The organism is Ruegeria sp. BHSA163 (assembly GCF_059613365.1).
In genome coordinates, this window is the sequence record NZ_JBXWSJ010000018.1 from 24,880 (window position 1) to 39,134 (window position 14,255).

The 14,255-nt window shown below is 54.1% G+C and carries 14 protein-coding genes; 8 read left to right on the forward strand and 6 right to left on the reverse strand.

Translation table 11 applies throughout. The features are described from left to right. The first annotated feature begins 30 nt into the window (after positions 1-30). Genes mreC through AC2FNV_RS10235 form a run of 5 tightly spaced genes read left to right on the forward strand, consistent with a single transcriptional unit; the run spans position 31 to position 5,492 of the window. Positions 31-933 carry a rod shape-determining protein MreC gene (gene mreC, locus AC2FNV_RS10215; RefSeq protein WP_170475111.1) on the forward strand — a complete coding sequence of 301 codons (903 nt, stop codon included), beginning with the start codon at positions 31-33 and terminating at the stop codon, positions 931-933. After that, entirely contained in the window at positions 926-1,462 is a 537-nt protein-coding gene (locus AC2FNV_RS10220) for a rod shape-determining protein MreD (protein ID WP_170475108.1), read from the forward strand. The genes mreC and AC2FNV_RS10220 overlap by 8 nt, the downstream gene beginning before the upstream one ends. Beyond that, the gene (gene mrdA, locus AC2FNV_RS10225; RefSeq protein WP_170606086.1) at positions 1,459-3,408 is read left to right on the forward strand and encodes a penicillin-binding protein 2; all 1,950 of its coding nucleotides are present in this window, start codon (positions 1,459-1,461) and stop codon (positions 3,406-3,408) included. The genes AC2FNV_RS10220 and mrdA overlap by 4 nt, the downstream gene beginning before the upstream one ends. Then, a complete protein-coding gene (rodA, locus tag AC2FNV_RS10230) occupies positions 3,405-4,544 on the forward strand; it encodes a rod shape-determining protein RodA (RefSeq protein ID WP_170606084.1) in 1,140 nt (379 codons plus the stop codon). The genes mrdA and rodA overlap by 4 nt, the downstream gene beginning before the upstream one ends. Positions 4,545-4,559: 15 nt before the next feature. Then, complete coding sequence (locus tag AC2FNV_RS10235; protein ID WP_170606082.1) at positions 4,560-5,492, forward strand: 2-hydroxyacid dehydrogenase; 933 nt, start codon at positions 4,560-4,562, stop codon at positions 5,490-5,492. A 4-nt stretch (positions 5,493-5,496) separates the two neighbouring features. On the opposite strand, the gene AC2FNV_RS10240 is transcribed toward AC2FNV_RS10235, so the two are convergent. From AC2FNV_RS10240 to AC2FNV_RS10265, 6 genes are all read right to left on the reverse strand, one after another. Continuing rightward, on the reverse strand, positions 5,497-7,512 hold the full coding sequence (locus tag AC2FNV_RS10240; protein WP_170606080.1) for a M3 family metallopeptidase: 2,016 nt from the start codon (positions 7,510-7,512) through the stop codon (positions 5,497-5,499). 75 nt (positions 7,513-7,587) lie between these two features. Further along, on the reverse strand, positions 7,588-8,631 hold the full coding sequence (locus AC2FNV_RS10245) for a HesA/MoeB/ThiF family protein (RefSeq protein ID WP_170606078.1): 1,044 nt from the start codon (positions 8,629-8,631) through the stop codon (positions 7,588-7,590). Beyond that, on the reverse strand, positions 8,631-9,086 hold the full coding sequence (dut, locus tag AC2FNV_RS10250) for a dUTP diphosphatase (RefSeq protein WP_170475090.1): 456 nt from the start codon (positions 9,084-9,086) through the stop codon (positions 8,631-8,633). The genes AC2FNV_RS10245 and dut overlap by 1 nt, the downstream gene beginning before the upstream one ends. Before the next feature lie 36 nt (positions 9,087-9,122). Then, complete coding sequence (gene coaBC / locus AC2FNV_RS10255; protein ID WP_174823194.1) at positions 9,123-10,319, reverse strand: bifunctional phosphopantothenoylcysteine decarboxylase/phosphopantothenate--cysteine ligase CoaBC; 1,197 nt, start codon at positions 10,317-10,319, stop codon at positions 9,123-9,125. 63 nt (positions 10,320-10,382) lie between these two features. Beyond that, a complete protein-coding gene (locus AC2FNV_RS10260) occupies positions 10,383-11,159 on the reverse strand; it encodes a ChaN family lipoprotein (RefSeq protein WP_437436822.1) in 777 nt (258 codons plus the stop codon). 44 nt (positions 11,160-11,203) lie between these two features. After that, positions 11,204-12,082 carry an RNA polymerase factor sigma-32 gene (locus AC2FNV_RS10265; RefSeq protein ID WP_170475084.1) on the reverse strand — a complete coding sequence of 293 codons (879 nt, stop codon included), beginning with the start codon at positions 12,080-12,082 and terminating at the stop codon, positions 11,204-11,206. 100 nt (positions 12,083-12,182) lie between these two features. Here AC2FNV_RS10265 and cobU point away from each other — a divergent pair, with 100 nt between their 5' ends. Genes cobU through AC2FNV_RS10280 form a run of 3 tightly spaced genes read left to right on the forward strand, consistent with a single transcriptional unit; the run spans position 12,183 to position 14,222 of the window. Next, positions 12,183-12,704 carry a bifunctional adenosylcobinamide kinase/adenosylcobinamide-phosphate guanylyltransferase gene (cobU, locus tag AC2FNV_RS10270; RefSeq protein WP_170606074.1) on the forward strand — a complete coding sequence of 174 codons (522 nt, stop codon included), beginning with the start codon at positions 12,183-12,185 and terminating at the stop codon, positions 12,702-12,704. After that, complete coding sequence (locus tag AC2FNV_RS10275; RefSeq protein ID WP_170606072.1) at positions 12,701-13,279, forward strand: histidine phosphatase family protein; 579 nt, start codon at positions 12,701-12,703, stop codon at positions 13,277-13,279. Before cobU ends, AC2FNV_RS10275 begins: the two co-directional genes overlap by 4 nt. 58 nt (positions 13,280-13,337) lie before the next feature. Continuing rightward, on the forward strand, positions 13,338-14,222 hold the full coding sequence (locus AC2FNV_RS10280; protein WP_170606070.1) for a glutathione S-transferase: 885 nt from the start codon (positions 13,338-13,340) through the stop codon (positions 14,220-14,222). Positions 14,223-14,255 lie beyond the last annotated feature (33 nt).

Sequence of the window (14,255 nt, forward strand, 5' to 3'; positions counted from 1 at the left end):
TCGGACGCGAGCAGCACGGGAAGGAGTCCTGTGGCAAAAGACCGATCACAGCGCGACGAATACACAACCCCTCTGCGCAGACTGCTGCTGGGGCTTTTAGTTTTGTGCCTGTTAGGTATCTTTGTTGTCTGGCGCATCGACAGCCCGCGAGTGGAGCGTTTCAGGGCGCAAGTGGTGGATACGGTGGTTCCGTCGATGGAATGGGCCATGGTCCCTGTTACCGCCGCTGTCAATCTGGCTCGGGACTTTCAAAGCTATCAACGCTTAAGTGAGCAAAACCAGGAACTGCGCAGCGAGCTGCGCCGAATGCGAGCCTGGAAAGAGGCGGCACTGCAGTTAGAGCAGGAAAACGCCCGCTTGTTGGACTTGAACAATGTGCGGCTGGATGCTCGGCTTACATACATCACGGGGGTTGTCATGGCTGACAGTGGCTCCCCTTTTCGGCAATCGGTTTTGTTGAACGTTGGTGAACGAGACGGAATACTGGATGGCTGGGCGACCATGGATGGTATTGGTGTGGTTGGGCGCATTTCGGGCGTGGGGGCGGACACGGCTAGGGTCATTTTGTTGACCGATGCCTCAAGCGCAATCCCTGCAACTATTCAGCCCTCGGGCCAGACAGCGTTGATTATCGGTGACAATACCGCAAGTCCTGCGGTGGAATTCCTGGAGAATCGCGAACTTGTTCGACCAGGTGATCGTGTCGTTACTTCCGGTGACGGCGGAGTGTTTCCAGGTGGTCTTTTGATCGGGCAAATAGCAATTGATCCGGGCGGCAGGTTACGCGTCCGATTGTCTGCGGATTTCGAACGACTCGAATTTTTACGCGTGCTGCGCTTTCAACCCTCACCTGTCATCCGAGATCCAGGTGGGCTCGTCGGCCCGAAACAGCCCGAGGCAGCCTTGTCAACGCAGGAGGCAGGCGATGGATAATGCTGCCTCTAAACTCTGGCTAAAACGTTGCCTTTATGTCTTGCTTTCTTTTCTGGTCCTGTTTCTTCACCTGTTGCCATTGGATACAAAACCCGACCGCTGGCCGTTTCCCGACATTCTAATTGTTCTGACTTACGCGTGGTTACTGCGTCGACCTGAATATGTTCCCATGATCAGCATCGCCGCGATAATGTTGTTGGCGGACCTGTTGCTGCAACGCCCTCCAGGGTTAATGGCGGCATTGGTCGTTCTTGGTGCCGCGTACCTAAGGTCTGCTGCGCCCGGATTCCGCGATGCCGGTTTTGCAGCTGAATGGACTTCGGTTGCGGCGGTGATAACTGTGATTTTTGTCGCGAACGGCCTGATTTTGGGAATACTTTCCGTTCAACAGGCAGGTATGGGGTCAATCGCAATTCAGGCAATCGTGACGATATCGATCTACCCAGCAATTGTGCTGCTTAGCCAAGTGGCCTTCGGTGTAACGCGCGCATCCGTTACAGACAATACCACGGCCGGAGCACGCGCATGAAGCAACCTAAGCAAAAAGCACCTGGCCCAGCCTATAAACGTTTGCCCCGCAGGGCGCTGATATTGGGGGGAATGCAGGCGGTCTTCATCGGCGGTCTGGCCGCGCGTATGCGGTTCATGCAGGTCGACCAAGCAGATGAATACCGGCTGCTGGCCGAGGAAAACCGGGTCAATATCAGGCTAATTCCACCGTCACGCGGTCGCATCTACGACAGAAACGGCCAAATCATTGGCCAGAACTCGCCATCGTACCGGATAGTGATCGTTCGTGAAGACGCGGGAGACATTGACCAAGTTATCGCGAAACTCTCTGAACTTATTTCGCTGACTCAAGATGAAATCGAACGTGCAAAATCAGAGATGCGTCGCTCGGCCCCGTTTCTGCCCGTAACATTGGCTGATCAGGTGACGTGGGAAGACATTTCGAAAGTCGCCGTTAACGCTCCTGCTCTGCCCGGCGTGACACCTGAAGTCGGAATGACCCGCCAATACCCTCGTTATGAGGATTTTGCCCATGTGGTGGGGTATGTCGGCCCTGTAAGTGATTATGACCTGAGTCAGATCGAAGACCCAGAACCCGTGCTGCGTATTCCGCGGTTCCAAATCGGCAAGGTCGGCCTTGAGGCCAAACAGGAAATCAAGCTGCGGGGCAAGGCTGGCGCCAAGCGTGTTGAGGTTAACGCGACCGGTCGCGTCATGCGTGAACTGGATCGACAGGAAGGCGAAGCTGGCGCTGACCTTCAGTTGTCGGTCGATGCAGACCTGCAGCAATACGCGCAAGCCCGTTTAGCCGGTGAAAGCGCCGCTGCGGTTGTGATTGATTGTGAAAACGGTGACATCCGCGCCATTAGTTCGGCGCCAAGCTTCGATCCCAACCTCTTTGTCAGGGGTATATCGGTTGCCGATTACCGAGCCCTAACACAAGACAATTATCGCCCGCTGGCCAACAAAACAGTTCAAGGCACATACCCACCCGGCTCGACCTTCAAAATGATAACCGCAATGGCTGCGTTGGAGGCGGGTGTAATCAGTCCGTCCAGTACCGTTTATTGTCCAGGTCACCTAAAAGTCGGAAGCCGACGATTTCACTGCTGGAAACGCGGCGGCCATGGCACAGTCGATTTGGGGTTGTCTCTCAAACGTAGCTGCGACGTTTATTATTATGACGTTGCCTTGCGTGTCGGGATCGACAAAATTTCAGATATGGCACGCACATTCGGGCTGGGTGTAAAGCACGATATTCCAATGTCCGCCGTTGCCGCTGGATTGGCTCCAAACCAGGAATGGAAACAGCGTGTGCATGGCGAAGACTGGTTGGTCGGTGACACAGCCAACGCGTCGATCGGTCAGGGTTTCATGCTTGCTTCACCACTCCAATTGGCTGTTATGACGGCTCGGCTTGCTACGGGTCGCTCGGTGACACCACGGCTGGTGCGGTCAGCCAATGGAATTGAACAACCTTCGGGTGCCGGTGAACCATTAGCTGTGAACCGCAACAATCTTGAACAGGTTCGCAAGGCAATGTTCTCGGTCTCGAATGACCGCCGTGGCACCGCCTACCGTAGCCGCATCATTGCGGAAGACTTTCGCATGGCTGGAAAGACAGGCACCAGTCAGGTACGAAACATTACCAAGGCGGAGCGCGCAGCCGGCGTAATACGTAACGAAGACCTGCCTTGGGAACGCCGCGACCACGCTTTGTTCGTCAGCTTTGCGCCTTACGATAACCCGAAATATGCGGTGGCCGTTGTGGTAGAACACGGAGGAGGTGGATCCAAAGCAGCCGCGCCGGTCGCTCGCGATATTATGTTGCAGGCGCTTTACAACGGCACGCCCCCACTCGAAGCCTATCCATCGGCTGATCGCGAACGCATCAAAGAACAGCAAAAACTGTTGGAAGGCGATCGTCGTCCCAGAGCGCGTCCAGGTGAGAAGGACCGCGCATGAGCTATCTCGAATACGCAGTCAAATCCACACCATCTGGAGTTCGCAAGGTTCTGTATATGAACTGGCCACTTACCCTGTTGCTGGTAAGCGTGGCATGCGCTGGTTTTTTGATGCTATTCTCTGTGGCGGGCGGGTCATGGACACCGTGGGCCGAACCACAAATGGAAAGGTTCGGCCTGGGATTGGTGGTTATGTTTATAATAGCCGTCGTTCCTATCTGGTTTTGGCGCAACATGTCCGCAGTGGCCTATCTGAGTTCGATCGGATTGCTGATACTTGTCGAATTGGTCGGCGCCGTCGGAATGGGCGCCCAACGGTGGATTGATTTGGGTTTCATGCGGTTGCAGCCTTCGGAACTGATGAAGGTGACACTTGTCATGCTGTTGGCGGCTTATTACGACTGGCTACCCGCGCACAAAACTTCAAAGCCACTTTGGGTCATTCTTCCGGTAATTTTGATCCTTATTCCAACTTTGATGGTTCTGCGGCAGCCTGACCTTGGAACGTCCATCCTGCTGTTGGCCGCAGGTGGTGGGCTAATGTTTCTGGCAGGGGTTCACTGGGCTTATTTCGCTGCTGTTATCGCTGCAGGCGTCGGATTGGTGACTACAGTATTCAAAAGCCGCGGAACAGATTGGCAATTATTAAAAGATTATCAGTTCCGCCGCATCGATACATTTTTGGATCCGTCTACCGATCCGTTGGGCGCGGGTTATCACATTACGCAATCCAAAATCGCTTTGGGATCCGGCGGCTGGAACGGGCGTGGGTTCATGCAGGGCACACAATCGCGCCTGAATTTCTTGCCTGAAAAACACACCGATTTCATTTTCACCACATTGGCCGAAGAGTTCGGTTTCGTCGGGGGTATCACCTTGCTGATACTTTACGGCCTGATTCTGGTGTTCTGCATGGTCACTGCGCTGTCGACGAAGGACCGGTTCTCGTCGCTGGTAACATTGGGTATTTCATTGAATTTCTTCCTGTTCTTTGCGGTCAATATGTCCATGGTCATGGGTTTGGCACCGGTTGTGGGTGTCCCACTACCAATGGTCAGTTATGGTGGCTCCGCCATGCTGGTCTTGATGGCGGCGTTTGGTATTGTCCAAAGCGCTCATATTCACCGTCCCCGTTAATTCGAAAGGTCCAGCATGACCGTGAAAGTCCTGTTTTCCGCGCGTGCCGAACTGTGGCCCGAATACCGGCCACTTCTTTCCAAAGGTCTGTTGGACGCGGGCCTGGACTTCGATCTGGCGACAGAGATACCACCTGAAAAAGTCGACTACGTAGTCTACGCTCCCAACGGCGGCCTATCTGATTTCAGGCCCTTTGGCCGGTTAAAAGCAGTTCTCAGCTTATGGGCCGGGGTCGAAAGTATAACGGACAACGAAACGTTGAACGTACCGCTGGCTCGGATGGTGGATCATGGGCTGACCGAAGGTATGACTGAATGGGTCGTGGGACACGCGCTGCGATATCATCTTGGCATGGATAAGCACATTACGTCTCAAGATGGGACTTGGATACCCGAAGCACCGCCACTCGCGTCGCAGCGCCGTATTTTAATATTGGGTCTGGGCGCTTTGGGTGAGTCTGCAGCCCGCGCTCTGGCCGCGCTAAACTTCAAGGTCATGGGTTGGAGCAGGACTCAGAAAAACATCCCGGGAATTAAATCTTTAAGCGGCACCAAGGACTTGAAACAAGCACTTTCACAGGCCGAAATAGTAGTCCTTTTGTTACCTGAAACTCCGGCAACTGAGAATATTCTGGACACCCAGTCGCTTGCTCTGTTGCCGCAAGGAGCCAAGATCATAAATCCAGGACGCGGCCCGCTAATCGATGACGACGCGTTACTGGCGGCCTTGAATAGCGGTCAGGTTGGCCACGCAACTCTCGACGTGTTCCGAACGGAACCTTTGCCACCGGATCACCCCTATTGGAAACATCCAAACGTAACCGTTACGCCGCATATCGCATCAGAAACCCGGCCCGTAACCGCAGCGCAAGTCATCTGCGAGAATATTCGGCGTGGCGAACGTGGCGAGCCGTTTCTGCATCTTGTAGATCGCGACCTGGGTTATTGAGCACTCAAGCCGCGATCAATCCTCGCCCCTTTAACAGCGCTTCCACCCCTGGCAGGCGCCCGCGAAACTCAAGGTATAGCTCTTCCGCCTCTCGCGAACCACCAGTCGAAAGAATGCTATCCTCCAGTGCCTTGGCGCGTTCAGGATCAAAGGCACCGCCTGCTTCTTCAAATGCAGCGAAAGCGTCTGCATCCATGACCTCGGACCACATGTAGCTGTAATAACCCGAGCTATAGCCATCGCCGGCAAAGACATGCGCGAAATGCGGGGTCGCATGGCGCATACCGATCGCCGCTGGCATCCCTATTTCGTTCAAAAGCTCAGCCTGTTTCGCCATCGGATCGTCAGGCGCGTCCCCTTCATGAAAAGCCAGATCGACCAAAGCTGAGGCTACATATTCAACGGTCTGAAATCCTTGATCGAAATTGGCTGCTTTCAGCACCTTGCCCAGCATCTCGCGTGGCATCGGCTCGCCCGTATCAGCATGCGTCGCAAATTCCGCCAATACCTCGGGGACATCCAGCCAATGTTCGTAAAGCTGGCTGGGCAGTTCCACGAAATCACGCGCCACACTGGTGCCCGAGATGCTTTCGTAGGTCACGTTCGACAACATTTGGTGCAGCGCATGACCAAATTCGTGAAACAATGTCCGCGCGTCGTCATAAGACAGCAACGCCGGATCACCTTTGGCAAAGTTGCAAACATTGATAACGATTGGCGCCTGTTCCACCGGAAATTTCGCCTGACTACGCATCGCGCTGCACCACGCACCAGATCGTTTTGAGCCGCGCGCGAAGTAATCGCCTATAAACACCGCAATATGACGACCTTCCCTTGTCACCTCCCAAGCGCGGCAGTCGGGGTGGTAAAGCGGCACATCCAATGGTTTAAATGCCAAACCGAACAGGCGGTTGGCACAGTCAAACGCAGCCTCGATCATTCGGTTCAACTGCAAATACGGCTTGAGCGAAGCTTCATCCAAGTCATGTTCAGCCTTGCGCCGCTTTTCAGCGTAGTAGCGCCAATCCCAAGCTTCCAGCGGGCCATTAACGCCATCGTCCCGCATCATCGCGGTCAGGGTTTCAGCATCTGCATCCGCCCGCATTTTGGCTGGTTCCCAGACTTGCATCAAAAGATCACGCACACGATCCGGCGTCCGTGCCATCTCGGTTTCCAGCTTATATTCGGCAAAGCTGTCGTAACCCAATAGCTTTGCCCTTTCCTGCCGCAAGCCCAGTATCTCGGCCGCTATCTCTCGGTTGTCGGTTTCACCGCCATTTGCACCGCGGGAAACCCATGCGCGATAGGCTTTTTCACGGAGGTCACGCCGTGGCGAAAACTGCAGAAATGGCACGATCAAAGAACGCGAAAGTGTCACAACAGGATCGTCAGAACCCTTTTCTTGCCCTGCCGAACGTGCGGAACTTACGACGAAGTCTGGTAAGCCCAATAAATCGTCCTCATTCAACTCCATGTACCAATCCCGCTCATCCGCCAGAAGATTTTGCGTAAAGGATGTGCCCAACAAGGCCAGTCGGGCCTTTATTTCTTGCATCCGGGTGTCTTGCTCTCCTTGCAGTGCTGCCCCTGCGCGCACGAAACCACGGTAGGTCAGAAAAAGAATGCGTTTCTGTTCGTCGGTCAGATCCAGGTGTTCACGACGGTTCCATAAGTCTGCTACCCGCCGAAACAACGTTTTGTTCGACGAAATACCCGAATAATGCTCGGAAAGTTTAGGAGAGAACTCGCGTTGCAATTCTTCGCGCCTTGGATTGCTATCCGCTCCCGCGACCGAGTAGAAAACCGACAGGACCTTATCCATCTGTTCGCCTGCCGCTTCCAACGCTTCAATCGTGTTTACAAAATTCGGAGTTTCCGTCGCCGAAGCAATTGCATCAATTTGGGCGTTGTGAACCCCCATGGCTTGCTCAAGCGCAGGCGCAAAATCTTCGTCAGAGATTTCAGCAAATGGCGCGATCTTGAACGGAGTGTTCCACTCAGAAAGAATTGGGTTGGTCATGCAAGTCTCCTTTGACCGTATACCTAGGAGCGCCCGGAATAATGATCCAGAGCCGGCCCGGAAATAGATTATTGGTTATTTGTCGCCGCAAATCGGGCAATCTGCTCTTCGCGTCAATGCGATCTTTCGGCTTTCACCATAAAGCGCGTCATAGATTAGCATCTCACCGCGTAGTGCTTGCCCGGCACCCGTGACCACCTTAATCGCTTCCACCGCCATCATGGACCCTACTACACCCGGCAAGGGGCCAATGACACCAGCCTCGGCGCAGGATGGTGCTAGCCCTGCTGCCGGAGCTTCTGGGAATATACATTGATAGCAGGGGCCGGTCGTAGCAGGGTCAAATACACTCAGTTGCCCTTCCCACTGCGACAATGCCCCCGAAATTAAGGGCTTGCCCAGTCTGACCGCAGTTCGATTAGACAAATACCGCGTTTCGAAATTATCGGTGCCGTCAAGGACAAGGTCAAAATCCGAAAACAGGTCCTCAGCAATCTCTTCGGTCAACCGCCGATGATATGGCAGAACATCGACGTTAGGATTTTGCGCTAGCATCGCTTGTTGTGCAGAAAATACTTTTGGCATTCCAATATCGGCGTCGCGATGTATCACCTGTCTTTGAAGGTTGGCGTTCTCAACAACATCGTCATCAATTACGCCGATTGTACCAACACCTGCTGCGGCAAGGTATTGCAACGCGGGTGCGCCCAGTCCGCCGGCACCGATCACCAGAACGCGTGACTGTTTCAAGCGTTTCTGACCCGGGCCTCCCAATTCACGCAGGACGATGTGGCGGGCATAGCGGTCCAATTCAGTTTCACTGAACTTGTCCGACGGCGCGGTGATTTGTTGCGTAGAAACTGGAACGGCGCGGTTTCGAAGCACCTTCAATACCTTTCCGTACATCAGGATCAGAACTGCAAATCCGACCAGAATGAACCACATCGCGGCAGAGCCACCGGTAGCCTCGCGCAGCGGGTGCTGGTCAGGTAATGACAGTTGGGCAATGATCACTCCCAAGAGCAGTACTGAAACGGATACAAATCGGGCCGTCCGCGACACACCGACAAAGTGACCAATGCCCCACAAACCCGCAGCCAAAGCCAGGACAAGCAGCATCAGCCGCGCCCAGTCGAGCCAAATCCGCCCGCCCCACGCGCTGTTTCGCCCAAGTTCTCTGCGATCTCAAAAACAGCCTGCACTACAGGCGCCACTATGAGTTGGGCAATGCGATCTCCGTGATTTATTTCGAACCTTTCCTGCCCTGCGTTCAAAACGATGACACCCAGCGGTCCGCGATAATCACTGTCGATGGTGCCCGGAGTGTTTGGCAAAGTGATCCCATGTTTAAGAGCGAGACCTGATCGTGGACGAACCTGTACCTCAAATCCCGTTGGTATCTCGATCCTTAGACCTGTTGGCACCAATGCGCGATTTCCGGGTTGCAAAACGATAGTGCCACGATCAGGTATATTGGCCCGTACATCCGCACCAGCCGCGCCTGCAGATTCATAGCAGGGCAAGGCCACGGACCTATCAGCCCAATCCTCATGGATCACATGAATTGCGACCATCTGCGCACCTTTCGTTTCAACATCTGGCTCCGCAATTCATTCCGACAATGCATCGGCAATTTTTTGAGCCAACCGATTTGCCACCAAATCTTTACTCATGCGCGGCCATTCCTCAGTTCCTTGACCCGTAATCAGGGTCACCGCGTTTTCGGACCCGCCCATAATGCCGGTCGTTGGGCTGACATCATTGGCAACGATCCAGTCACAGCCCTTTCGTTCACGTTTAGCTGAGGCATGTTCAACCACGTTATCTGTTTCCGCGGCAAACCCAACAACGAGAGAGGGGCGGTTCTTCTCCAAATGAGATACGCGTTTCAGGATGTCGGGGTTCTCAGAAAACTCCAATGTCGGCAAGCCGTCGCGACTCTTCTTCAGCTTTCGGTCTGAAACTCCGGCGACCCGCCAGTCGGCAACCGCCGCCGTAAAAACTCCTGCGTCCACCGGCAAAGCGTTATCTACGGCATCCGACATCTGCTGTGCAGTCTCGACGGGAACAACCTGAACTCCCTCCGGAGGTTGAACATCTGCCGGACCGGTAACAAAAATTACTTCGGCCCCCATTGCAGATAGGGCGCGGGCAATCGCGGTTCCCTGAGCCCCAGAAGATCGATTGGCGATATAGCGCACCGGGTCAATCGGCTCATGCGTTGGACCGGATGTGACTAGAATCCGCTTACCTTTCAAAGGGCCTGCGGTCAGTTCCGCCTCGATCGCTGCAACGATTTCCAAGGGTTCCGACATCCGCCCCGGCCCAAATTCCCCGCAAGCCATATCGCCTTCGTTGGGCCCGACGAATCGCACCCCGTCTTCCCGCAACTGTTTAAGATTGCGTTGCGTAGCCGGATGATTCCACATTCGTACGTTCATGGCTGGGGCGCACAGAACACGTGTGTCGGTCGCCATCAAGAGAGTCGAAGCCAGATCATTCGCCAGCCCGGATGCCATTTTTCCCATCAAGTCGGCCGTTGTGGGCGCGACTACGATCAAATCTGCGGATCTTGAAAGCTGGATGTGACCCATCTCGGCCTCATCCGTGAGGTCGAACAGGTCGCGATAGGTTTTTTCACCGGACAAAGCTGAAACCGACAAAGGTGTAACAAATTCCTCTGCGGCGCGGGTCAGAACCGGTATCACGCCTGCACCGCGTTCTTTCAACCGACGGATTAAATCCAGCGATTTATAAGCCGCGATTCCGCCGCCTATAATCAGCAGAATACGTTTGGATGCCAGCATGATCAGCCCTTCCCGTACCGGACGGCCCTGACATTAGGCAACGCTCGACCAGAGTTCCAGCAGTTAATTCTGTGCTTCAAAAGCTTTGCAGGGGTCCTCGCGATCGACTGCCGGGCTGTCAATTACGGCGTCGAACTCTCCGTCTACAACGCCATCCTCGGACTGACCCAACACGAAGACTTTCAAGCCGGGGCGCATGCGGGACAAAAAGGTTGGAATTCCACGGTCCTTCCGTGCGTGGCCGTTACCCGTAATAACTGCAACAGGACCGCCGGTTTCTTCTGTGGCGCGTAAGATCGATCGCGTCAAAACAGCATCACGAAGACGTTGGATCGCAACCATCTGGGGTAAATCCTCAGTGGGAATAGCGTCGCAATGTGCAGCCAATTGATCAGCCTCGCGGGCTGCTTGGTCTTCCGGCGCTAACGGCACCGTCAACCCGTAACGCGCCGCGTCGGCACCCAAAGCCGTGGCCGCGCCCCGTTCCATCGCAGCTCTGGCTGCTGCGCGCGGCACCATAGCACCATAAACCGGAGCATTAGATGCCTGAAAAATTGGATAATACATGCTTAACGGGGGCCAACCTGACTCGGCCCATCTCAGCATTCGAGACAGTTCCTCGGGATTGGTTGCGGCCTTTTGAGCAAGCCGCTGAGCACCCTCTTCTGTTACCATCTCCCAAACAACAGCAGTCGGAGACAGGGACTTAATGGCCTCAGTTTGCACCAGATGGTGCCGAGGGTTGTCGTGAATTTCCCCAAGAATCACAACATCGGCAGATTGCATTTCCGCAATCAGTTCAGCAGTTAAAAGTTCCTGCGCATGGCCTTGCCGAACCATTACACTGGTAACCGTGCAAATGCACGCGAGAATCGCAATCAGTCTCATGCGAAGAAGTGTTGCACCTCACGTGATTGCGCTTCAAGGTTCTTGCGCATTTTCACAAATGCCGCCGCCTCAAGCTGGCGGACGCGCTCTTTTGAAAGACCCAGTTCATGGCCAAGACTTTCCAAGGTGCGGGCTGGTTCGCGCAGTTTCCGTTCACGCACGATGAAACGTTCCCGTTCGTTCAAAGCTTGCATCGCGGCAACCAACCAAGTGCGCAATTGCTCGGTGTCGTGACTGTGCTCGACCGTGTCGGCCGCCTGTTCGCTGTCATCTTCCAGCGCATCAATCCATTCTCTCCCTTCGTCATCCACCGACTGAACAGCGTTCAGGGAAAAATCCGATCCGGAAAGACGCCCTTCCATCATTTCAACGTCCCGCAAGGGCACTCCAATTTCGGCAGCTATCAATTGATGAAGCTGATGCCGATCCAACTTCTGGCCCTCGGTTGCGGCTTCGCGCTCCAAACGTGCCTGAACCCGGCGCATATTGAAAAACAGCGATTTTTGCGCTGAAGTAGACCCAGTGCGCACCATTGACCAGTTTCGCATAACGTAGTCCTGAATGCTGGCCTTGATCCACCAAACTGCATAAGTGGAAAATCGAACTCCGCGATCAGGGTCAAACTTGTCGGCGGCCTTCATCAGGCCCAAACCAGCCTCTTGAATAAGGTCGTTCATGGGCGCGCCGTAACGTTTGAACTTTGCCGCCATTGAAATTGCCAATCGCATATAAGCAGTGATCAATCGATGAAGGGCTTGTTCGTCCCGATTGTCCCGCCAAGCGTAAGCCAACTTCAATTCCGTCTCTGCGTCCAGCAACTCGGCCTTCATCGCCTGTCGGGACATCGAAAAATCTTTTGCGTTGTCCAGTGCCATGCAACTCTCCCATTTTTGTCGGCGCTGGCCGGGCTTGCCTTGCCGACCTGTGGTCGATACGCAGGGCAGCACCAGGTGGATCACCAGAAAGGTAATTATAGTGCGTCCTGATTTAACCTTTGTCCTGGGTGGCGCTGCATCGGGAAAATCCTCATTTGCCGAACAACTTGTTGTCATGTCAGGAAAAAAACGCGTTTACCTTGCGACATCACAAGTGTTTGATGAAGAGATGCGCCTAAAAATTAAGCAACATATTGCGCAACGCGGGGAAGGATGGTCCACGATTGAAGTGCCCTTCGACCTGATCTCAAAAATTCGCGACATGGACAGTAACCAGATTGGACTAGTCGATTGCGCGACGATGTGGCTGACAAACCACCTGCTTGCTGGAAGCGATCTTGAAATGGAACAAACAGCGCTTTTGGATGCTTTACGCAATTGCCCGGCAGAACTTGTAGTAGTGTCCAATGAGGTTGGGCACGGCATCGTTCCGGAAAACACGCTTGCCCGGCAGTTTCGCGAAATGCAGGGACGTTTGAATATCGCACTGGCGGCACAAGCTGATCTAGTGGTGCAGGTCACCGCAGGCTTGCCGGTTGTACTAAAAGGTCAATTACCATGACACGTTTGCACCTTGTCCGCCATGGCCCGACCCACGCCAAAGCCATGGTCGGTTGGTCGGACATACCCGCTGACCTAAGCGATCTCGTCGCCATTGACAGGCTGCACTCGCACTTGCCCTCGGATGCGGTGGTCATCTCATCCGACCTGTCACGTGCCGCCGATACTGCTTCTGCTATTCAAGGCCAACGGTTCCGTTTGCCCCATAACCGTGACCTGCGCGAAATAAATTTTGGGGCGTGGGAAATGCGCTCTTTCGCCGAGATCGAGGCCGATGATCCAGAATTGGCCTTAGCCTATTGGGACGCCCCAGGTGATGTCCGCCCCCCACATGGCGAAAGCTGGAACGAAGTCTGTACCAGAGTGGATGCTGTAATTGACAACCTGATCGACCAGCACGTGGGTCGTGACTTGATTGTAGTTGCGCATTTTGGGGTCATTCTGACTCAGGTCCAGCGCGCCCTAAACGTTAATGCTAAGGAAGCGTTTTCGCATCGGATCGATAATCTTTCCGTTACCGAAATTACACGATCCACCAATAGTTGGACCGTTGGTCGGATCAATCACTGTCCGTGATCAAGTAACGCACAATTCTCTGATTTACTGCTGGCACTACGTTCGCCATCGTCAGTACATGACTTACGAACTCTTTATCGGTGACCGCTTGTTTTCCAGTTGGTCCTTGCGTGGTTGGCTGATGCTGAAAAAGTTCGGTTTGCCGTATCGCACCCACATGGTCGGCTTGTATTCCGGCTCGATGGCTGAGGACATGGCACAAGTTTCACCGGCCCGCCTTGTTCCGGCCCTACGTCTGCCAGACGGTATTGTTGTTGGTGAAAGCCTTGCGATCGCAGAGACGCTGGCTGAACGTCACCCTGAAGCAAATCTTTGGCCGCAAAACGCCACGGCCCGCGCGACAGCCCGCTGGTTGTGTTCGGAAATGGTAGCTGGTTTCGCTGCGCTGCGTTCTGAATGTCCGATGCAATTGTTACATTGTTGGAGAGGGTTTGCGCCAACGGCTGAAACTCTGACAGACCTGAAGCGCATTGAGTTGCTATGGCAGCATGCTCGGTCGGTCTCCGGGGCGAAGCAGGGACCTCTGTTTGAAACCTACTCTCTAGCTGACGTGTTTTACACACCTGTGGCGGCACGGATCATCGGGTATGATCTGCCAGTTTCTGAACAAAATCGTGAATATTGCCTGCAATTGCTGGCAGATATATCGGTTCGACAGTGGCGCGCGATGGGAATGACGGTAAAGTACGATCCTTTTCCGTATAATCAGAACCTCCCTTCGGTACCTTGGCCGATTGGAGAAACTTCGAGCGCCATGCCTGCAACTGATGGGCCATCAATCAATTCCGCTTGCCCGTATTCAGGAAAACCCGTCACGCATTTTCTAAAGCTGAACGGACGAATCTGGGGCTTTTGCAATGCGTTCTGTAGGGACAAGACGCTCTCCGATCCTCAAGCATGGCCGAAATTTGAAAAGATGGTGAGTTCTGTTAACCATTCTTAAACCGCACCCATGCCAGTAACCCTCTGTTAACCA

Coding starts and splice junctions, on each gene's coding strand:
- AC2FNV_RS10220 (WP_170475108.1), top strand. CDS start 926: ATGGATAATGCTGCCTCTAAACTCTGGCTAAAACGTTGCCTTTATGTC.
- AC2FNV_RS10245 (WP_170606078.1), bottom strand. CDS start 8,631: ATGCTGCTTGTCCTGGCTTTGGCTGCGGGTTTGTGGGGCATTGGTCAC.
- dut (WP_170475090.1), bottom strand. CDS start 9,086: ATGGTCGCAATTCATGTGATCCATGAGGATTGGGCTGATAGGTCCGTG.
- AC2FNV_RS10275 (WP_170606072.1), top strand. CDS start 12,701: ATGACACGTTTGCACCTTGTCCGCCATGGCCCGACCCACGCCAAAGCC.
- mrdA (WP_170606086.1), top strand. CDS start 1,459: ATGAAGCAACCTAAGCAAAAAGCACCTGGCCCAGCCTATAAACGTTTG.
- rodA (WP_170606084.1), top strand. CDS start 3,405: ATGAGCTATCTCGAATACGCAGTCAAATCCACACCATCTGGAGTTCGC.
- AC2FNV_RS10265 (WP_170475084.1), bottom strand. CDS start 12,082: ATGGCACTGGACAACGCAAAAGATTTTTCGATGTCCCGACAGGCGATG.
- AC2FNV_RS10280 (WP_170606070.1), top strand. CDS start 13,338: ATGACTTACGAACTCTTTATCGGTGACCGCTTGTTTTCCAGTTGGTCC.
- AC2FNV_RS10240 (WP_170606080.1), bottom strand. CDS start 7,512: ATGACCAACCCAATTCTTTCTGAGTGGAACACTCCGTTCAAGATCGCG.
- coaBC (WP_174823194.1), bottom strand. CDS start 10,319: ATGCTGGCATCCAAACGTATTCTGCTGATTATAGGCGGCGGAATCGCG.
- AC2FNV_RS10260 (WP_437436822.1), bottom strand. CDS start 11,159: ATGGTTCGGCAAGGCCATGCGCAGGAACTTTTAACTGCTGAACTGATT.
- AC2FNV_RS10235 (WP_170606082.1), top strand. CDS start 4,560: ATGACCGTGAAAGTCCTGTTTTCCGCGCGTGCCGAACTGTGGCCCGAA.